This is a genomic window from Mesorhizobium sp. M5C.F.Ca.IN.020.32.2.1 (assembly GCF_004023105.1).
GTDB classification, from domain to species: Bacteria; Pseudomonadota; Alphaproteobacteria; order Rhizobiales; family Rhizobiaceae; genus Mesorhizobium; species Mesorhizobium wenxiniae.
The window spans coordinates 1-19840 of record NZ_RZSX01000011.1 but is presented as its reverse complement, the minus strand read 5'-3'; the positions used below and the strand labels follow the sequence as shown (position 1 = coordinate 19840).

Here is a 19840-nt window from a genome sequence, read left to right as displayed (position 1 = left end):
CTTGAATACCTTGGCGACCTCGGGTCCGGCGGCGAATTCCGCGTCCTTGTCGCGATACACCTTCAAGAAAGTGTCTGTGCCGCCGACCGCCGTAAGCAGCACGTCGAAGGCCCCCGAGGATTGCCAGGGCTGCCCGCCGACCGCCAGCGGTATGATGCCTGCCTTCTCCAGCGCAGGGGCGGCTGCAACATATTCATTCCAATTCTTCGGCACCGGCACACCGGCCTTTTCGAAGGCGGCGTTCGACAGCCACAGCCACTGCCAGGAATGAATGTTGACCGGCACGCAATAGATCTTGCCGTCGAGGGTACAGCCGTCGAGCAGGCTCTTCGGCTGGACGATTTCGGCCCACTTGTCCCTGGTGGCCAATTCGGTCAAATCGCGCATCAGACCGGCCTGCACCAGTTCTTCCGCTTGCCTTCCGTGGTTGAACTGGGTGGCGCCCATAGGGTCGCCGCCAGTGATGCGGCTGATCATGATCGGCCGCGCCGTGCCGCCGGAGCCGGCGATAGCGCCGTCGACCCAATGATTGCCTGTCGCGTCGAACGCCTTGGCGAATTCGGCGACCGCCGCCGCCTCGCCGCCCGAGGTCCACCAATGGGTGACTTCCAGATCCGTCGCTGCCGCCGGGCCGGCGAATGGCAGCGCGGTTGTCACTGCCAACGCAGCGGTCATGAATTGGTATCGCATTTCGGCTCCTCCCAGAATCTGAAACGTTACAGATTTTCGATACGGCAATTGCGTCGGGTGCGCAACCCCGGAATAGGAACCGGTCCCAATATTTTTTTGAGGCGCGAACAAATTCTACTAGCTGCTGCACTGCAACAGGTAGGTTGCGCTGCAATAATGGTGTCGCACGCATGAAATTCGGCCAATCCTATTGCGCGAGCACGCCATAGCCGACGTCCAGTGGCTTACGTCGAACAGAGCGTCGCTCCGTGCAAAGAACCTGCCCACCAACAGCCGCGTGATGGCAAGTGACAACCTGTAACGTTTCAGTATATAGAGTGTTTATCAGGCGGAGTCGTGAGAGAGCCGCAATCCGCCGATTGCCGGCCTGCACGGCAACTGCTATGCGCCTGACGGGCGGGATGAATGGACAGACATCAGACGGAAAAGGACGATGACGCGTCGGGACAAGGCCGGCCGACGCTGAAGACGCTTGCCTTCATGACCGGGCTGGGCGTCACCACCGTATCGCGGGCGCTGAAGGACGCGCCCGAGATCGGCGCCGAGACTAGGCGGCGCGTCCAGCTCGTCGCCAAACAGATCGGCTATCGCCCGAATCGTGCCGGTGTGCGCCTGCGGACCGGCAAGACCAACGTCATCAGTCTCGTGCTCAACACCGAGCGCGAGATCATGAGCTTTGTCTCTGATATCATCTACGGCGTCTCGGAAGTCATCGCCGACACACCTTATCACCTGATCGTCACGCCTTATTCACGCTCGCAGGATCCTCTGGACCCGATACGTTATCTGGTGGAAACCGGCTCCGCCGACGGCGTCATCATTTCGCGCACTCAGCCGAATGACCCCAGGGCCCGTTACATGCTGGAGCGTGGTATCCCCTTTGCCACGCATGGCCGCACCGATATGGGGCTGATCCACCCCTACCATGATTTCGACAACTACGCTTTCGCGGCCGAGGCTGTACGCCATCTGGCCGGCATCGGCCGCCGCCGGCTGGCTCTGCTGGCGCCTCCGGTCGAGCTGACCTACCACAGTCATACGCTGAACGGCTTCACGGATGCGCTGAGCGATGTCGGCGCCAGCGAAATCCCGTTCAACACCGTTTCGATCGACCATTCAATCGAGCAGATCAGAATGAGGACCGCACAGCTGATGCGCCGCGAGGCCAGGCCCGACGGTTTCGTCAGCAGTGCCGCCGCCGCTACCCTCGCCATCGTCGCCGGCATCGAGGACGCCGGCCTCAAGCTCGGCCGGGACGTCGACGTGGTGTCCAAGCAGTCGTCCGACCTGCTCCACCTGTTCCGTAGGGAATTGCTGGTGGTCAACGAGAACTTCCGGCTGGCCGGCGCCGAGCTCGCCCGCTCAGTGTTGGGCTGGATCGGCGGCGCAGCACCTGGCTCCTTGCAGAGCCTGAGCATGCCGACCGAGGTTCTGGCCTATCGCCGCTCCGACTAGAGCGGGATATGTCAAATTGAACTGCGCTCCATCTATTTGTTTTAGCCGCATTTCTGCGACGCCAAGTGATTCCACTGGCCGCAAAATGCGCGCTGCTGACTGGCCTGGGGCCGGAAACGGACCGGCAGCTACGGAACCTGGACCTTCGTACAGGGGTGACGGCGACCGCCGTAGAAAATGGGCATCGAAGATTGGTGGACGCACGGAGATAGTAATGATGGCGCCACTCCCATCAGCTTCCCAATGCTAGCCTTACGGCTGAGATCTGAAGCGGTTCATCTCGGCCTCTAATCACATGAAATCCGAGGTTCTCCGCGACGAGATGTGGAGGTAGAACATGGATACCGGCGAGAATATCTGCGGAGACCAGAATAGGTTGACCGAGAGCCTTGGATAGCGACTCCAGACGTCCAGTGGTATTCACGACATCGCCGAAATACGCAATCTTGTGTCGCTCAAGGCCAATCTCAGCCGTAACCACCGACCCGCAATGCAGGACGGCGCGAAACTCCGGCACTTGCCCGAAACGCGCTTGCCACGCCGCCGCCTGATCCCTTATGGCCGCCGCGAAGTCGAAGACGCAACGAAGACACGCGGCGTCCCGCATGCCACGATCCATCGGCCGGGTGACCAGCGCCATATCGCCGATGTAGTCGTCAATAGAGCCCTGGGAGCGACGAACGGGAGACGCAAGTGCGTTGAATATCTGTCCGAGATAGGCCTGGGTCTCCAGATCGCCGTATCGCTCCGCGAAGTGCGTGGATCCGTTGACATCGAGAAACAGAAAGATGCGCTCCTCCTCGATGGGCCGGTGATAGCGCCCAAGAAGCAGGCTGGTGAACAGGCTCGGCCCGATAAGGTCACGCAGTCGGAACACGAATGCGACGAGCGTGGAGACACCGAGTGAATACAGAAGACCGGACTCCGACATCACCATGGCTTCCCGCGCGGTGCTCATATAGCCGATGAGATGGTGAAGCGCTGTGCCGGCGGCGGCGTTGCCGATCAAGATCATCAAAACGTAGGTTGCGATCGTAGTCACGACGAAGACCGGCGTTGCCGCTTGCCGGATGATATCGCGCCATCGGCGCAAGATAACGCCGCGCTCATACAACAGAATAGGAGGTCCGATGAACACGCCCCTGACTGCGGAGTGCAGGGCCTCGACGTCGAACATCAGCGCGTAGGCCAAGCCCGCTACTGCCCCCACAATGGGTGCGAGGAGCCACTGCAAAGGGCGACGAAAGCGGTCCCGGCCTGTGTTCATTTCGTATCCTGCTCGATGAGATGGGGCCCCCGGCCCGTTGCCCGGTGCGGTTGTGATTTCATCAGTTTCGCCCTGGGCACCCTCGATCATGTATCGCGGTATGGCGATTTGCTCAGACTAGGCTCGCCACCTCCAGTACGGCGTCTGAGAACGCCTGTGGGGCTTCTTGCGGAAGATTATGCCCTATGCCGCCGGATATGAGGCGGTGCTCGTATTTGCCCGAAAACTTCTTGGCATAGGCACTGGGATCGGGATGCGGCGCGCCGTTGGCGTCGCCCTCAAGGGTGATCGTCGGCACGCCGATCACCGGCGCCTTCGCAAGTCGCTGCTCCAAGTCGTCATATTGTGGCTCGCCTTCCGCCAACCCAAGCCGCCAGCGGTAGTTGTGTACTACGATGTCGACATGATCGGGATTGTCGAAGGCGGTAACGCTGCGCTCGAAGGTTGCATCGTCGAAATTCCACTGCGGCGAGGCAATCTGCCAGATCAGCTTGGCAAAGTCCCGCCGGTACTTTTCGTAGCCGGCCTGGCCGCGTTCGGTGGCGAAGTAGTACTGGTACCACCATTGCAGTTCGGCTTTCGGTGGCAGTGGCATCTTGTTGGCCTGCTGGCTGCCGATCAGATAGCCGCTGACCGAAACAAGGGCCTTGCAGCGTTCGGGCCACAATGCTGCGACGATGTTGGCCGTGCGTGCGCCCCAGTCGCAACCGCCGACAATCGCCCTATCGATCTGCAGTGCATCCATCAGCGCGATGACGTCGACGGCGACCACCGCCTGCTGGCCATTTCGCGGTGTTTCGCTGGAGAGAAACTGCGTCGTGCCGTAGCCGCGCAGATAGGGGACGATGACGCGAAAGCCCCTCGACGACAAAATGGGTGCAACGTCGATATAAGTGTGAATGTCATAGGGCCAGCCATGCAGGAGGATGACCGGCGCACCGTCGGCCGGTCCGAGTTCCGCATATCCGACGTTGAGCACGCCCGCGGTGACCTGTTTCAACGGGCCGAACGATGTATTCGTGCCCGGTTTGATTGTTGTGGCAGCCGTTTTCGTCATGCTGAGTTGTGCGCTTGCGGAGCCGGCCATGGCGAACTGAGCGATCGCGACGGTGGTGACGGCCACGCCCAAAAGGTGCCGCCGATGGAGGTCTATCTGTTCGGTCATTGTGGTTGCTCCGTTGATAATTTGGTGCCTGGTGGAAGATTATCTTCGGTCGACTGTCACATCGGACACGTCGACCGTGATAGGTGCGAATGCTTGGTTTGCGACCCCCTCAGCGTTATGCACGAGCACGCGCCGCCGTGTCGGGAATACGAACCCGTCTTTACCCAGGCTGACCCACTGAGTTTTCGCTTGCTTACGCGGCCACGGCGACGCCGTACCGCGCCGGCGAGGTGTTGAGCGAAAGGTTCGGGATGAGTTTCTGCCGCGCCGCTTCATAGGCGTGCCAGTCGGCGATGTCGGGAAGCGAGGGAATAGTCACCAACTCGCCCTGGTCGAGGCCGGCAAGGGCCGCGTCGACGAGGTCATCGGACTGCATGATCGCCTTGCTCGGCAGATCGTCGAGCGAACCTCCTGATACGTCCCAGAAATTGGTGGCGATGGCGCCGGGCAGAACCGCCTGGATGCGCAGCTTCTTGTCCGCAAGCTCCTTGTGGAGCGACAGGCTGAAAGCGAGCACAAAGGCTTTCGTCGCGCCATAGACACCGTTGAGAAGCTCAGGTGCGATAGCGACGGCCGAGGAGATGTTGATGATCGTGCCGCCACCGCGCGCCACTAAGGCCGGAGCCGCGGCATAAGTCAGGCGAGTCAGCGCTGTGATGTTGAGCTCGATCATCGCCTGCATTTTGTCCACGTCGGATTCCAAGAGCGGCGCGACGGCGCCGATGCCAGCGTTGTTGACCAACATCGTGATGCCGGGATCGGCGCCGAGCAAGGTCTCGATCCGGCCCAGATCCGCCTTGTTGAGGTCGGCGGTGACGGCGCTAACATTGCAATTCGTTGAGCCGGCGATGCGCTTGGCCACTTCGTCCAGCCTCTCCTGGCTGCGCGCCACGAGAATGAGGTCATAGCCACGGCGCGCCAGCCGGTCGGCGTAGATCGCTCCGATCCCGGCCGAGGCGCCGGTCACCAGAGCAATGCCCATTTTGGAATACGTCATTATCGTTCTCCCATTCGATTGCACCGGCAACAGCGCGTGAAACATCAGCGGCAAACCAAGGTGGGATCGCCGGTTGATCTGGGCGGCGGGACGGCGACCCGTCCCGCTCACCCGATTTTGGCTTGCTGCTTAGAGCGGCAGCGGCTTGCCCGCCTGCTCCGCCACCATGTACTTGGCGTACCAGTCCGGCCAATTCTCATCGCGTTGGCCGCCATTGCGCTTTTCGTGCTCGCCGTGTGCTTCTGACGCGCGCCGCATCGCAGAGGCCAGATCGGCCTCAGAAGCGTAACTTGTCACGTTGGTGTCGATCCGGCCGGGAAACCGGGTGGTGACTTCCTGCAGCAGCCATTCATTGCCGTCGGGGTCGCTGAATGTCGCGTATGTGAAATAGCTGCGGCGCTCCGGATCCGGACCGCTGATCGCAGGCTTCCCAGGCCCGGCGCGGTGGAAAATCTCGCTCACCTCGACACCGTGAGCGATGAGCTCGGCGCGCGCTGCGACGATGTCCGACACGACCAGATACAGTCCTCGAGCCGATCCCGGCGTGGCCGACGTGATCCCCTTGCCGAAGTGAATCGAGCTCGGCGAACCTGGGGGCGTGAACTGGACGGCGTGAAAGTCGTCCCCGACGGCAAAGTCGGCGTCAAGCCGCCAGCCGAGGTCGCCGTAGAAGCGCTTGGAGCGCTCGACGTCTGCGACAGGGATAACGACAACCTCCAGCTTCATGTCGGTCACCTTGTTGGAGGGCGCGACGTCTCTTGCGATGACAGCCTGGTTCATGATGATCTCCTTTCGTGTTCGTGCAGTGTTGAAGTGTTGATGCATTCGCCTGCGGTAGGTGACCGGGCGTTAATCACTCGGCTCCACGAGCGGCTTTCCTTTCTCAACGAAATACGTGGCGAGCTCGGCTGCGTTGCCGCTGCCGACGTTCTTTGCCGAGTGGACTGTGCCAGTCGGGATGAACAAGACCTCGCCGGCGCTGAGCGTCACCGGTGGGTTGCCTTCGAGCTGGTATTCCAGCAAGCCCTCGATGACGGAGACGATCTCCTCGCCGTGGTGGCTGTGGTTCGGCGCCAAGACCCCGGGCGCGAAGTCGACGCGTACCTGGACGACTTCGCGCCCTGGCACGCTTAAATTGTGTTGTTGGAGATCGGTGCGCTTGATTCCTGATGATTGCCCCCAAGCCATCGGCAGCACGCAGCCGCTTCCGGCGATCAGAATTGTCGCTGCAATAATTCGGTTTTTCATTGGATGTTCTCTCTTCTGACGGTTGAGCTTGGCGGTCAGTGTCCCGGTCGCAGAGACCTGAAGGCGGCGCGCAATTCGGCCGAGAAGAGCTCCGGCTCCTCCCAGGCGGCGAAGTGTCCGCCCTTGTTCGCCTCGTTGAAATAGATCAGGTTGCGATAGGCGCGGCGGGCCCAGGTCTCGGGCGCTCGATAGACCTCTTCGGGGAACACCGAGATGGCGACCGGGAGCGAGATATCGGAGGTTTTCTGCGCCGCTGCGAGAAGGACACTCTGGCCCATCGTCTCCCAGTAGAGCCGGGCAGCCGAAGTCGCGCTGTTCGTCAGCCAGTACAGCGTGACGTCGTCCAGCATCTCGTCCTTGCTGAGCAGGCGCTCGGGTTCGCCGTTGTTGTAATCGTACATCCAGCCGGCGAGCCCCGCCGGCGAATCCGTCAATGCGTAGCCGATCGCCTGAGGCCGCGTGCCCATCATTGCCGCGTAGGCCCGATAGTTCTTGTAAAAGGTTTCGAGCGAACCGAACGCCACACCTTCCTTCTCGGTGAGGCTGGCAGGCGCCGGCCCGCCGGCGGCAAGCACTGCGGCCACGTCCGCCGGTATCGTTGCCGGCAAATTGATGTGGATGCCAAGCAATCCCGTTGGCGCCTTGCGTGCCATCGCGCTGGAAACGGGCGCGCCCCAGTCACCGCCCTGGGCAACGTAGTGGTCGTAGCCCAGGCGCTGCATCAGTTCGGCCCAGGCACTTGCGATGCGGTCTGGATTCCAGCCCACGCCGCGCGGCTTGCCGGAGAATCCGTAGCCGGGCATCGAGGGCAGCACCAGGTCGAAGGCATCCTCAGGCCTGCCGCCATGCTGCGTGGGGTCCGTGAGCGGGCCGACGGTCTGGAGCAGTTCGAACACAGAGCCGGGCCAACCATGCGTCATGATCAGCGGCAAAGCGTTGGTGTGCTTCGACCGAATGTGCAGGAAGTGGATATCGATCCCGTCGATCTCGGTCATGAACTGCGGCAGGGCATTCAGCCTCGCCTCAGCCTTGCGCCAGTCGTATTTGGTTCCCCAGTAGCGGACGATCTCCTGCAATCTTGCGAGCTGAACGCCCTGCGACCGATCGGCGACCGTCTCCTGGTCCGGCCAGCGTGTCGCCATGATGCGTCGGCGAAGCTCGTCAATCTCTTCCAGCGGGATGTTGACGGTGAACGGGCGGATCGAACTGCTAGTGGCTGCAGCGTTGAGCGTTCCCGGAAGCAGGCCCACGGCCCCGGCGGCAGCGGTCGCGACAAGTATTTCGCGCCGAGTGAGTGATCGTGCCGACATGACATTCTCTCTGTCTGCTGATGCTTTTGGACGGCACACAGATCGACTGTCAGGCGACGCAAAGCTATTGCACGATGGTATCGGCGATACCTTTGTATTGGCCCGGCGATGCCTCATCGTCCCGTCGGACCGACACCAAGGCACAATGGACGCCGCTATCACGCCGGCGCATTGTCACGGCACGCGATATTCGCGAAAGGACCGCAATGGAGATCGAACAGAGCCGCCTTTTGGATGCACTTCCGTCTATGGTATGGACCGCGAAACCGGACGGGCATGTCGACTTCGTCAATCGACGCTGGTCAGAATATACGGGGCTCGATCTTGATCAGGTCCGCTGCTCCGGGTGGCAGGCCGCGATCGACCCGCAAGACTTGCCGAACCTGATCGAGAGTTGGCGATCGATACTGGCTTGTGGGGAACCCGGCGAAATGGAAGCGCGCATGCGGCGCGTCGACGGGCAATACCGATGGTTCGTGATCCATTGCAGTCCGATGCGTGACGATGTTGGTCGTATCGTCGAGTGGTATGCGATCAACACCGACATCGATCAAAGGAAACGCGCCGAAGAAGCGCTTCGGCAGGACGAGGCGAGGCTAACCGCCGCAGAGCGAGATATTCGGCAGACGATCGATACGATCCCTGTATTCGTTGCAACATACAGTCCGGACGGAACGCGCACTTTCGTGAACCGGACGTGGCAAGACTATATGGGCCTTACACTTGAGGACGCGATAGGTCCATCCGGGAAGACATCTCCGCATTTCTATCCGGATGATGTAGAGCGGAACGATGCGGCGTGGAGAGTTGCACTGGAAAGCGGCGAGCCGCTTACCATTGACGTGCGGGTTAGGCGCGCCGATGGACAATATCGCTGGCACACATCCCGCCGCGTGCCCCATCGCGACGAAAACGGACGCGTCATCCGTTGGTATTCGGTCGGCATAGACATTGACGACCAGAGGCGCGCCGAAGAGGCGCTGCTTGCGAGCAGGCACGATCTGGGCCTCATCATCAACACGATACCCGTGATGGCATGGTCGGCTCGTCCTGACGGGTCACCTGAATTCTTCAATCAGCATTATCTCCACTACGTGGGCCTCTCCATTGGCCAGTCAAAGGATTGGGAGCCGGCCGGTCCATTGTCCGAGTATTGGGACTTGACTGCGGCTGTCCATCCCGACGACGTAGACCGGCTTGCCGCCACATGGGAGGCCATATTGGCGTCAGGCAAGTCGGGGGAAGCGGAAGCACGCCTCCGCCGCTTCGACGGCAAGTATCGGTGGTTCCTGTTTCGGGCCAATCCCCTGCGCGACGAAGCCGGAATCATCGTCAAATGGTACGGCACGCATACCGACATCCACGGGCGAAAGCGTGCCGAAGACGCCCTCAAGCGCAGCGAAGCGTTCCTGTCAGAGGGTCAGTACCTTGCCCGCATGGGGAATTTGTCCTGGCAAGTCGCAACGGGCAAGATCACCTGGTCCGAGCCTCTTTACCGGATCTTCGAGTTCGAGCCGGGTACGCTCGTAACGCTCGAACGAATAGCCAGCCGAGTTCATCCCGAAGACCTGCCTCTGATGGGGGACATGGTTGAACGGGCGCTGCGCGGTGATAGTGACTTTGAATACCAGCACCGGATTCTCTTGCCCGACCTGTCGGTCAAGCACCTGCACTTGATCGCCCACCGCGCACGCAACGATTCCGGCCACATCGAGTATGTCGGCGCGGTTCTTGACATCACACAACGGCGGCGCTCCGAAGAGGCGCTGGAGAAAGTCCGATCCGAACTTGCACAAGCTACGCGGATTATGAGCTTGGGTGCGTTGACCGCGTCGATTGCACACGAAGTGAACCAACCGCTCTCGGGCATTGTCACCAACGCCGGCACCTGCCTTCGCATGCTGGCGGCCGACCCGCCTAACGTTGACGGCGCGCGGGAAACTGCGCGGCGCACAATCAGGGATGGCAACCGCGCGGCTGATGTGATCGCCCGGCTTCGCGCTTCTGTTCGCCAAAAGGGCCACGATAGTTGAGCCGATAGATCTCAACAACGCTGCGGCAGAGGTGGTCGCATTGCTTTCCGGAGACCTTCAGCGAAACAAGGTGCTCCTTCAGACCCAGCTTGCAGACGGACTCCCGCTCGTCGGCGGCGATCGGGTCCAACTGCAACAGGTCATCATGAACCTGTTGCGCAACGCATCCGACGCGATGGTCACCGTCGACGATCGACCAAGACTTGTCGTGCTTGGCACTCGGCTCGGGGAGGATGGAAAGGTGCACCTATTCGTGCGGGATACCGGAATCGGGTTCGATGCTCAGGGTGCGGAGCGGCTTTTCGAAGCCTTCTACACGACCAAAGCCGAGGGCATGGGAATAGGCCTGTCCGTCAGTCGTTCCATCGTCGAAAGCCATGGCGGGCGGCTTTGGGCGGAGGCGAATGTCGGTCCTGGATCGACCTTCTCGTTTTCAATCCACGAATATCTACGCGCAGAGTCACCACCTGCCCATCCGTCTGGCGCCATATCGGCACCGACCAGCAGCAGGGCCTCAATCCAACGAGGTTTTTCATGAACGTTCGCCGCCCGCTCGTGTCGATCGTCGATGACGATGAGTCCGTGCGCGAGTCTCTGCCCGACCTGTTGAGCGAGTTCGGCTTCCGTGCCGAAGCGTTCTCTTCGGCGGAGCAGTTTCTGGGGTCAGGCATCATCAACGAGACCGAGTGCCTGGTGCTTGACATCAGCATGCCCGGTATGACGGGGCCTGATCTCGAACGAGAGTTGGCGCGCCGGGGCCAGCCTATCCCAATCATCTACATTACGGCGCAGAGTTACGAGACCGCGCGGCCGGACCTTCTGAAAAACGGTGCGGTAGAATGCCTATTGAAGCCGTTTAGCGACACAGCCCTGCAGAAAGCGCTCGAACTGGCCTTCGCTAATGATTGAACGCGACTTGCTATGCCGATCCGCAAGGGATATTTCCCGCACACACGGATTTGGCAACTGCACCGAGCAAGGGCAAGGCCGGCATCATGTCACACGAAACGCCTGTCGTATTCGTCGTTGACGACGACATTTCTGTGCGTGAATCGCTGGAATTGCTCATCCGTTCAGCGGGCTTCCATCCGGAGCCCTGCTCGTCGGCGCAGGAATTTCTCTCTCGGCCCCGAGCCCTGGTTCCGAATTGTCTGATTCTTGACGTCAACCTTCCCGATCTCAGCGGGCTCGACTTGCAACAACTTGTCTCCTTCGAGCGAACCGACATGCCGATTATCTTCGTCACTGGCTACGGTGACGTGCCGATGACAGTCAAAGCGATGAAGGCTGGAGCCGTAGAATTCCTGACCAAGCCGTTTGGGGACGACGTGCTCATGACGGCCGTCGAGTACGCGCTTGAACGTAGCCGGGCTGCACGTGCGGACGAGTTGGAGAGGCAAGTGCTCAGTGAGCGCTATTCATCACTCAGTCACCGCGAAGCGGAGGTGATGGCGCTGGTCGTGACGGGACTGTTGAACAAGCAGGTTGGCTTCGAGCTCGGCATCAGCGAGATCACAGTAAAAGCCCATCGCGGCCAGGTTATGCGAAAGATGAAGGCCGGTTCCCTTCCCGAACTGGTCAACATGGCTGCAAGGCTGAATCTCGGGCAGTCACCGCGTCTCAGCTAGTTGCAAAAGCCGAGTGTCAGATCCTGGCACGCGACGGCTAAATAAATAGCCAAATCAAAAATTCGGTGCACACTGTTGGCAATCGCCCGCAATTCACCACCATGTCCGATTCCAGCAAATGGCAACGCGAGTCATCGCGTCCGATTTCGCGGCGCAAAAGCGGAACGGCGCTTATACAGCCGTGTTTCGGCCTTTTGAGCCGAGTTCCCGTGCTAGCTCAACGAATGCTCTGTGCGCCGCGGATGGATTCCGTCGTCCCGGGTAATAGATGCAGAGTTCGTCGGAAGGCGGCAGCCATTCCTTCAGAACGCTGATCAACCGCCCTGCCTCAATATCCTCGCGCACGTCACGTTCCATTACGTAGCCCAGCGCCACGCCTTCGAGCACTGTGCCGCGGGACAGGCTTGCCTCATCCAACGTCATCGGTCCGTTCACATCGATCAATAGCGGTTCCCCATCCTTCTCGAAGCGCCAGCGAAAGAGCGCGCCATTCGGCAGCCGGATACGGATACACCGATGTTGAAGGAGGTCGGTCGGCGTGGAAGGCGTACCATAGCTTTTGAAATAGTCGGGCGAGCCTATGACCACATTTCTCTGCGGCCGACCCAGGGAGATCGCAATCATGTCACTCGGCACGAGGGCGGCGCGACGCACGCCCAGGTCGAAGCCTTCCGCGACGATGTCCAAGAGCCGTCCCTCGGTGACCAGATCGATATGGACCTGCGGGTAACGCTTGATGAACTCCAGAAGCAGGGGTGAAAGGATTTCTCGCGCGGCAGTGGCATAGGAATTGATGCGGAGCGTTCCCGTGGGGTTTGCCTGCTTTGAGCGCGCTGCATCCATGGCACCGTGGATGTCTTGCAACGCAGGACCGACGTTCTCGACGAACAGGCGACCGGCATCCGACAGAGATACGCTGCGGGTGGTTCGGTTGAACAAGCGAACGCCAAGGTGGGCCTCCAGCTTGCCGACGGCATTGCTAAGGGCAGTCGTCGACATTCCCAGTTCAAGCGCCGCACCGCGGAAAGAGGATCTGCGAGCAACGGCTACGACAGCTTCCAGATCGTGAAGGCCTGGTCTCGCCATTATCCCACTTTCCGCAATTCGACATCCATATTTATCCCAATTATCCGAACATCGAAATACGCCTAATTGTGGAGCGAACAATTCCCCAGAGGAGATGAGAGATGCAACTGCCTCAGGCGATCCAGGCTTATTTCGAAGCGGATCGGAAGAACAACTGCGAGGCTCTGCTGGCCTGCTTCGCGCAGACGGCCGCTGTCCATGACGAGGGCCGCTCCTACTCCGGGCACTATGCGATCGGCAATTGGTGGGAATGGTCGAAAGCCAGGTATCGGCATGTCGCCGATCCGCTCGAAGCCCTCACTGACGAGCATGGGACGAAGGTGATCGCCAAAGTCACCGGCGAGTTTCCCCGCAGCCCTGTAAGTCTCACCTACGTCTTCCGTCTGATGGGCGACAAGATCGCAACCTTGGAGATCGGCGCATGAGCGACTTCCTGAATCTCTCAGGCAAGCGCGCCCTGATCACTTCCGGCACAAAGGGAGCCGGTGCCGCAACCGTCGACCTGTTCCGCAAACTCGGCGCGCGTGTGCTGACGACGGCCCGCTCGTTCCCCGCGAACTCTTCGGCGGAGCTTTTCGTGGCTGCCGATCTTTCCACCAGCGAAGGCTGCTTCACGGTGGCCGAAGCTGTCAGGGGTAAGTTGGGCGGCGTCGACATTATCGTTCACATGCTCGGCGGTTCTTCCTCGCCGGCAGGCGGCTTCTCGGCGCTGGGCGACAGTGATTGGCACAAGGAACTTGATCTCAACCTGTTTCCCGCCGTGCGGCTCGACCGAGAACTGATACCGGGAATGATCGCGCAGGGAAGCGGCGTGGTGATCCACGTCTCCTCCATACAGAGGCTGCTTCCCCTGTCGGAAGCCACGACCGCATACGCCGCGGCGAAGGCGGCGTTGTCGACCTACAGCAAAAGCCTCTCCAAGGAGGTGTCGCCGAAAGGCGTGCGTGTCGTTCGCGTGTCTCCGGGCTGGATAGAAACCGAGGCTTCCGTCAAGCTCGCCCGACGTCTCGCGGATGAGGCAGGCACCGACGTTGAAGGCGGCAAGAAGATCATAATGGACTCCCTCGGTGGAATCCCCCTCGGTCGCCCCTCAAGCCCGGCCGAGATCGCCAATCTCGTTGCCTTTCTGTCTTCCGATCGTGCCTCTTCGATCACGGGTGCAGAGTACCTAATCGACGGAGGAACCGTGCCTACAGTGTAAAAAAGCCTCCCATGCTTGCCGGGCTTAGGCCGTGCTCCTCCAGACGCCCGTATGTTCATAGATCGCGTCACGTAGCTCCCTGACGTCACGGTTGATCTGGTTGAGATGCGCTGGGCTTTGTCCCGAGGAGGAAAGCAGAGCGTCAGCAAGGCAGCCTGCACGAGATCTGAGTTCGCGTCCCTTATCAGTCAGCGCAACCACGACCTGCCTCTCGTTCGCGAGATTCCGTGTCCGGCGCAGAAGTCCTGTCGCTTCGAGCCGTTTGAGCAAGGGCGTCAAAGTGCTCGACTCCAGCGCTAGCCTTTCGGCGATGCCGCCAACGGTCAGCTTGTCCTCGCGCCAGAGGACATTGAGTACGAGGTATTGGGGATAGGTCAGGCCCAAATCGTCCAGCAGTGGCTTGTACACTCTCTGGATCGCCATGCCGGCAGAGTAGATCGCGTAACAGAGCTGTTCGTCGAGCGGCAATGGGTTGTTGAGTTTTTTCGGCGCCATGGGCGGCTCTCCTTGGACCCGATATAGCCTACCCGATCCAAAAAAGAATATCGCGATAAAAATTATGCTGGACATTTCACGGCTGGAACCGTAAAGAAAGATATCGCGATAATTGTTATCGCAAAAATAAGAGGAGATCAGCATGACTTCCAGGACGACCAGCCTTCTGGCCGCAACTGCCGCCGTCGCAGGAATTGTCGCCGCCACGGCCACTCACTCTGCCGAGATAATTCCAGACAACCAGACCGTCCGGAACGTGGTGCTGGTGCACGGCGCGTTCGCTGATGGATCGGGTTGGCGCGGCGTCTATGACGAACTGACCGCCCGCGGCTATCGCGTGTCGATCGTCCAGAACCCGCTTACCTCGCTTGCGGACGACGTTGCCGCAACCAAACGCATTCTTGACCGTCAGGATGGACCTGCGGTCCTTGTGGGACATTCCTGGGGCGGCACGGTGATAACGGAAGCCGGTACCCATTCAAACGTCACAGGCCTGGTTTACGTATCGGCGTTGTCGCCAGATGCCGGAGAGACGACTGCGCAGCAGTACGAGGGCTACCGGACCCCGCCTGAATTTGTCATCGAAACCACCGCGGACGGCTTCGGCTTCGTTTCTCCCGACAGGTTCAAGATTGGCTTCGCCAACGACACGACGGACGCGGATGCCGCTTTCATGCGGGACTCTCAGGTGCCGATAAACATGTCCGCCTTCGCAACCAGGCTCGAGCATGCCGCCTGGCGAAGCAAGCCGAGCTGGGCAGTGATTGCAACCGACGACAAGGCCTTCGATCAGCGTATGTTGCAAGCGTTGGCGAAGCGCATCGGGGCGACCATCACGGAGGTCGCGGCAAGCCATGCGGTCTTTATGACTCAGCCACAGGTCGTCGCTGACGTGATCGACGAAGCTGCCCGCCAGGGATCTGTCGAAGCGCAATAGTTCGGCCACGCGCCGTGTGCGGACATTTCGAGCTTTAAGGTTTTCCAAACGAAAATACGGCCGCCGCCGGATGGCTCATCCGGCGGTTTTGTCTCGAGAGTGTTTCTCTCCACCGTCCGCAGACCACTGCCGGTTGTCTCCTGAGGCGGCAATCCGGCAGAGGACTGCGCCGGCACTTCTTCGCTACGACCGAGGCGGTCGAGGAATGTCCCGTTTCAGGCTATTCGATATCGCCGAAACGACCGACAAGCGGCGCTAACCCGCCGCCCCGCTCCCCCACGGGCCATGGAACGCGCCCGGCCCGTCGATACGCTCGAAGCCGTGCGCGCCGAAGAAATCGCGCTGCGCCTGGATCAGGTTCGAGGTGCCGCGGCCCTGGCGGTAGCTATCGAAATAGGCGAGCGCGGACGACAGCGCCGGCACCGGCGAGCCAGCCTCCGACGCTCTTCCCACGATGCGCCGGAGCGATGGATGCGCCTCCTGCATCATTGCGACGAAAGCCGGTGCCATCAGCAGATTGGTAGCCGCCCCACCCTTGCCGAAGGCTTCCGCTATCGTATCCAGCAATTGCGAGCGGATGATGCAGCCGGCCCGCCAGATCTTGGCGATGGTCGGCATCGGCAGGTTCCAGTTGAATTCCTTCGAGGCGCCGCTCATCACCGCGAAGCCTTGCGCATAGGCTGATATCTTGCCGGCGAACAGCGCCAGCTCGAGATCGCCCAGAAGCGCGTCCTTGTCTCCGGAAATCTTGGTCACGCCGCCATTGCCATAGGCCTTTTCGGCGGCCAGGCGCTCGTCCTTGATCGACGACAGCACGCGCGCCGCCACCGCGGCCTCGATCGCGGTGGCCGGAATGCCGAGCTGCTGCGCCTCGATGACCGACCATTTGCCGGTGCCCTTCTGGCCGGCGCGGTCGAGGATGACGTCGACCATCGGCTTGCCGGTCTTCGGATCGTCGGCGGCCAACACCTTGGCGGTGATCTCTATCAGATAGGAGTTGAGCCGGCCCTTGTTCCAGCCGGCAAACACTTGTGCGATCTCCTTCGGCGCCATGCCGAGCCCGTCGCGCAAGATGCCGTAGATCTCGGCGATCATCTGCATGTCGGCATATTCGATGCCGTTGTGGATGGTCTTGACGAAATGCCCGGCGCCATCGGTGCCAAGCCACGCCGCGCAGGGCTCATCCCTGAACTTGGCCGAGATGGCGGTCAGCACCCTTTCGACGCGTTTCCAGGACTCTTCCGTGCCGCCGACCATGATCGACGGTCCATGGCGCGCGCCCTCCTCGCCGCCGGACACCCCCATGCCGATGAAGGTGAGATCCGAATCGGAAAGCTCGGAGAAGCGCCGCATCGTGTCGCGGAAATTGGCGTTGCCAGCATCGATAACGATGTCGTTGGCCGACAACACGCCGCGCAGTGCCGCGATCTGCTCGTCGACCGGCTTGCCGGCCAGCACCATGATAATGATCGGACGGGGCGGCCGGATGGCAGCGGCGAGTTCCTCCAGGCTATAGCAGGGCACCACCATATCCCTGAGCGCCCCGGCATTCGCGACAAAGGCGTCGGTGCGCGCCGCGGTGCGGTTGAAGACGGCTATGCGGTGCCCCTTCTCGGCGATGTTGAGCGCCAGGTTGGAGCCCATCGTGCCAAGGCCGATCAGGCCGATTTCGGCTTTTTCCATCGTTTCTTCCCTGCTTTCGGATCTTTTGTTGATTTGTTGCGACGCCCATTCTTTTCGGGATGCCATTCTTGTCGAGATGCCAATCTTGCCGAGATGAATGACGGGCGTTCAAGGCTGCGTCAACCGCCTCGCCGAATTGTGTTGCAGCCGTGGCGTGTTGAAATTCAGGTCAGGCCGAACCGGAGTCGAAGACGGGCGCGAAGCGACCAAACAGGTGGTTTCCGAGAACCAGAGCGGAGCGTACCTAAGTACGTGAGCACGCGCATGACCCCGAAATCGAGGTGGATTTCGGAAAGGATCATGCGCAAAATCAAAGTGCTACAGCGTCCTTTGCGCGCCCGAGAGGGCGCGCGGCGCTGTAGGCAGCGCAGGATACCGCCATTTGCAAGCCGGCATCACCTGAATATCAGCACGTCACTCCGGCCTGATGTCGATCGGCGCCTCTATCTTCACGATCTCGAAATCCGAGATGAGGATATCGAGCCGCGCTGTCCATCGGCCGGGAACCGGGACGACGAGATCGTCGACGCGCCAGGTGCCGTCGCCTGGCTTTGTCGCCGCGCGCTTGATCGGCTCGATGCCGGAGTCAGGTTTTGATAGCACCAACGTCACTTGGCTTGCGTCGAGCGGGCCGAAATCGCCGGTCATTATGACCATCGAGGCGGCAACCGGCCCAACATGGCCGGGCGTGATGCTGAGGTCGGCCATCGCCTTCGGCGTGTGGATATGCACCGACGCCGGCTGCGCTGCTGCGATCGCCAGGGCGCGTGGCGGCGGCGTGAAACGCCAGCCGGCGGCAACGCCGAAGATCGCCAGAACGATCAGCATTTCAATGCTAATCGAGCGGACCAGCCTCCTCTGTACTTCTGTCTCTCCCGCGTCGGCCGGACCGGTCAGCTTCCAGCGGTTGGTCGCGGCCAGCGTGAACAGAAAGAACAGCAGTCCCAGCTTGACCAGCAGCAGCCCGCCATAGGCAGTCTCGAGCAAAGCTGCGGGCGCCTGCACCTGGATGACAGCCAGCACGATGGCGGTGGCCGTAAGCACGGCCACGACGGGCAGTATCACTTGGGAAAACCGGCGCAGGAAAGGCGTCGCCTCGACCGGCTTCCGCCTGATGGCGAGACTGAGCGGCGCCAGCGCCCCGGCCCAGAAGGCAATGCCGGCACCGTGTAGAAACACCATCGGCCTTGTCAGCCATTGCGGTTCGGCGGCACTTGCATGCCCGCTGGCGGCGAGGGCGGCACCGACAGCGGCCAAGCCGGCAACGGCAAACAGTTTTGCACCGCCGCGCGGCCCGACAAGCGACAGCAGCCCAAGCCCGAGCGCCACCAGCGCGACCAGGACCGTCCAGCCGAAGCTTGTGCCGAGCCCGGCTTGCCAGACGCCCGGCTGCGCCAGCCGGACGAGCGGCGCACCGAGCGCGTCCAGTCCCTGGAAGCCGAGCGACAAAGGCGCCGCGACAAGGCCGCATAGGATTGCGGCGATGGCGAAGCGCTGGCCGGAACGTCCGCCCTTCGCCAGCCAAGCGATGGCAAAGGCGCCGCCGACGCCGAGAAAGAGGCCGACATAGAGAAAGATCTTGCCGATCCAGATCGCCGACCTCAGACCCCGGTCGACGACTTCGGAGACGGCCGGCGTAGCACTCGGCGCGCCGATGGAAAACAGCACCGAGCCGCCGACCGGATGGCCATCGGCGGAAATTACCCGCCAGCTCAGCACATGTGTGCCGGACTCGAGCGTTTGCGGATTGTCGATCTCGACCGTCTGGACACTGAGCCGAAAGGACGTCAGCGGAACCGGCGTCCCGTCAGGCCGCACCAAGGTCAGCACCAGCGGTGACACCGGTTCGCTGAAGGTCAGCGAAAATTGCGTAGGACTTTGTCCCAGCACCGCGCCATCAGCCGGCTCGGTCGTGATCAGCGCCGCATGGGCAAAGACCTGAGTTGGCGCAGCAATTATGGCGAGCAGCACGATCGCAGCCAGCTGCCCGACCGCAAGCCGACCGGCGCGCTTGCTGGTTGTGCAGATCGTCCGCAGGAAAAGTGCCGCGCTCATGCCACTGCCACACAAACAGCGGCGCGCTCTTTCGGATAGAGGGCGCCGCCTAAGGATCACTTCTTCGGCAGCAGCTTGAGACCAGGCGCGGGATATTCCAGCGCATCCTCATCTTGGCCGGCCGCCGGAATCTCGATCCAGCGTTCGGCAACGCCATCGCATTCCTGCACCACCGGGAAATAGAGCGTTTGGCCGGTCGGCAGATCCGCCGCCAGTGTCCCGCGGAAGACGAACTCGTCGTAGAATTCGTCCGGCAGGCTGCCGCCGCTCCAATCGACTTCCCTAGCGCCTGATGTCACCGCTTGACCATGGAGCTGGTAGGATTTCTCGTATCTGCCCTTCTTGACCTGCAGCGTCCAGCCCGGCTTCGGCATCGGCTTCACCGAAATCACCCCTTCCGGGATCTGCACGCGCACCGCCATCGTCGCCTTGCCCTCACAGCCATGCGGCACGCGCAGGACAGCCTTGTAGGTCGAACCGACCGCCGCCTCCTGCGTTTCGAGCGTGACGTGGGCGAAGGTCGCGCTTGTCCCCAAGACGAAAAACGCGCCGGCCGACAAAAGATACCTGTTCATGATGGCCCTCAAACT

General features: G+C 61.2%; 20 protein-coding genes. 7 read left to right on the top strand and 13 right to left on the bottom strand.

Features of this window, described 5'->3' with window-relative positions; genetic code table 11:
- Window positions 1-690: ABC transporter substrate-binding protein (locus EOA86_RS01250; protein WP_164891518.1), on the bottom strand; the 690-nt coding region annotated here is incomplete at its 3' end.
- A gap of 405 nt (window positions 691-1095) precedes the next feature.
- Between EOA86_RS01250 and EOA86_RS01245 the strand changes: the two genes are divergently transcribed.
- Complete coding sequence (locus EOA86_RS01245) at window positions 1096-2145, top strand: LacI family transcriptional regulator (protein WP_128340491.1); 1050 nt, start codon at window positions 1096-1098, stop codon at window positions 2143-2145.
- Window positions 2146-2377: 232 nt separating this feature from the next.
- Here EOA86_RS01245 and EOA86_RS01240 read toward each other — a convergent pair whose 3' ends face one another.
- From EOA86_RS01240 to EOA86_RS01215, 6 genes are all read right to left on the bottom strand, one after another.
- Window positions 2378-3412 (bottom strand): adenylate/guanylate cyclase domain-containing protein, encoded by a 1035-nt coding sequence (locus tag EOA86_RS01240; protein WP_128340490.1) that lies wholly within the window; start codon window positions 3410-3412, stop codon window positions 2378-2380.
- A gap of 112 nt (window positions 3413-3524) precedes the next feature.
- A complete protein-coding gene (locus EOA86_RS01235) occupies window positions 3525-4577 on the bottom strand; it encodes an alpha/beta hydrolase (protein ID WP_128340489.1) in 1053 nt (350 codons plus the stop codon).
- Between the two features lie 193 nt (window positions 4578-4770).
- On the bottom strand, window positions 4771-5574 hold the full coding sequence (locus tag EOA86_RS01230) for an SDR family oxidoreductase (RefSeq protein ID WP_128340488.1): 804 nt from the start codon (window positions 5572-5574) through the stop codon (window positions 4771-4773).
- A 129-nt stretch (window positions 5575-5703) separates the two neighbouring features.
- Window positions 5704-6354, bottom strand: coding sequence for a VOC family protein (locus EOA86_RS01225; RefSeq protein WP_128340487.1), 651 nt, complete (start codon window positions 6352-6354; stop codon window positions 5704-5706).
- A 69-nt stretch (window positions 6355-6423) separates the two neighbouring features.
- Window positions 6424-6822 carry a cupin domain-containing protein gene (locus EOA86_RS01220; RefSeq protein WP_128340486.1) on the bottom strand — a complete coding sequence of 133 codons (399 nt, stop codon included), beginning with the start codon at window positions 6820-6822 and terminating at the stop codon, window positions 6424-6426.
- A 35-nt stretch (window positions 6823-6857) separates the two neighbouring features.
- A complete protein-coding gene (locus tag EOA86_RS01215) occupies window positions 6858-8132 on the bottom strand; it encodes an epoxide hydrolase family protein (RefSeq protein WP_128340485.1) in 1275 nt (424 codons plus the stop codon).
- Window positions 8133-8338: 206 nt separating this feature from the next.
- On the opposite strand from EOA86_RS01215, the gene EOA86_RS01210 reads away from it, so the two are divergent.
- Window positions 8339-10165 carry a PAS domain-containing protein gene (locus tag EOA86_RS01210; RefSeq protein WP_206629943.1) on the top strand — a complete coding sequence of 609 codons (1827 nt, stop codon included), beginning with the start codon at window positions 8339-8341 and terminating at the stop codon, window positions 10163-10165.
- A gap of 247 nt (window positions 10166-10412) precedes the next feature.
- On the opposite strand, the gene EOA86_RS41100 is transcribed toward EOA86_RS01210, so the two are convergent.
- Window positions 10413-10544, bottom strand: coding sequence for a hypothetical protein (locus EOA86_RS41100; RefSeq protein WP_281035622.1), 132 nt, complete (start codon window positions 10542-10544; stop codon window positions 10413-10415).
- 155 nt (window positions 10545-10699) lie between these two features.
- Between EOA86_RS41100 and EOA86_RS01205 the strand changes: the two genes are divergently transcribed.
- Entirely contained in the window at window positions 10700-11074 is a 375-nt protein-coding gene (locus EOA86_RS01205; RefSeq protein ID WP_128340484.1) for a response regulator, read from the top strand.
- A gap of 86 nt (window positions 11075-11160) precedes the next feature.
- Window positions 11161-11793: a response regulator gene (locus tag EOA86_RS01200; RefSeq protein WP_128340492.1), complete on the top strand. Its 633-nt coding sequence runs from the start codon at window positions 11161-11163 to the stop codon at window positions 11791-11793.
- A gap of 171 nt (window positions 11794-11964) precedes the next feature.
- On the opposite strand, the gene EOA86_RS01195 is transcribed toward EOA86_RS01200, so the two are convergent.
- Window positions 11965-12879 (bottom strand): LysR family transcriptional regulator, encoded by a 915-nt coding sequence (locus EOA86_RS01195; protein ID WP_128340483.1) that lies wholly within the window; start codon window positions 12877-12879, stop codon window positions 11965-11967.
- Between the two features lie 101 nt (window positions 12880-12980).
- Between EOA86_RS01195 and EOA86_RS01190 the strand changes: the two genes are divergently transcribed.
- A complete protein-coding gene (locus EOA86_RS01190; protein ID WP_128340482.1) occupies window positions 12981-13304 on the top strand; it encodes a nuclear transport factor 2 family protein in 324 nt (107 codons plus the stop codon).
- The gene (locus tag EOA86_RS01185; RefSeq protein ID WP_128340481.1) at window positions 13301-14080 is read left to right on the top strand and encodes an SDR family oxidoreductase; all 780 of its coding nucleotides are present in this window, start codon (window positions 13301-13303) and stop codon (window positions 14078-14080) included. Before EOA86_RS01190 ends, EOA86_RS01185 begins: the two co-directional genes overlap by 4 nt.
- A 24-nt stretch (window positions 14081-14104) precedes the next feature.
- Here EOA86_RS01185 and EOA86_RS01180 read toward each other — a convergent pair whose 3' ends face one another.
- Window positions 14105-14575, bottom strand: coding sequence for a MarR family transcriptional regulator (locus EOA86_RS01180; protein ID WP_128340480.1), 471 nt, complete (start codon window positions 14573-14575; stop codon window positions 14105-14107).
- Between the two features lie 142 nt (window positions 14576-14717).
- On the opposite strand from EOA86_RS01180, the gene EOA86_RS01175 reads away from it, so the two are divergent.
- On the top strand, window positions 14718-15512 hold the full coding sequence (locus EOA86_RS01175) for an alpha/beta hydrolase (RefSeq protein ID WP_128340479.1): 795 nt from the start codon (window positions 14718-14720) through the stop codon (window positions 15510-15512).
- A gap of 255 nt (window positions 15513-15767) precedes the next feature.
- Here EOA86_RS01175 and gndA read toward each other — a convergent pair whose 3' ends face one another.
- The 3 genes from gndA to EOA86_RS01160 form a co-directional block, all read right to left on the bottom strand.
- Entirely contained in the window at window positions 15768-17195 is a 1428-nt protein-coding gene (gene gndA, locus EOA86_RS01170; protein WP_128340478.1) for an NADP-dependent phosphogluconate dehydrogenase, read from the bottom strand.
- A 414-nt stretch (window positions 17196-17609) separates the two neighbouring features.
- Window positions 17610-19250, bottom strand: a complete 1641-nt coding sequence (locus EOA86_RS01165; protein ID WP_128340477.1) for a copper resistance CopC/CopD family protein — start codon at window positions 19248-19250, stop codon at window positions 17610-17612.
- Window positions 19251-19306: 56 nt separating this feature from the next.
- A complete protein-coding gene (locus tag EOA86_RS01160) occupies window positions 19307-19825 on the bottom strand; it encodes a YcnI family protein (RefSeq protein WP_128340476.1) in 519 nt (172 codons plus the stop codon).
- Window positions 19826-19840: the final 15 nt, after the last annotated feature.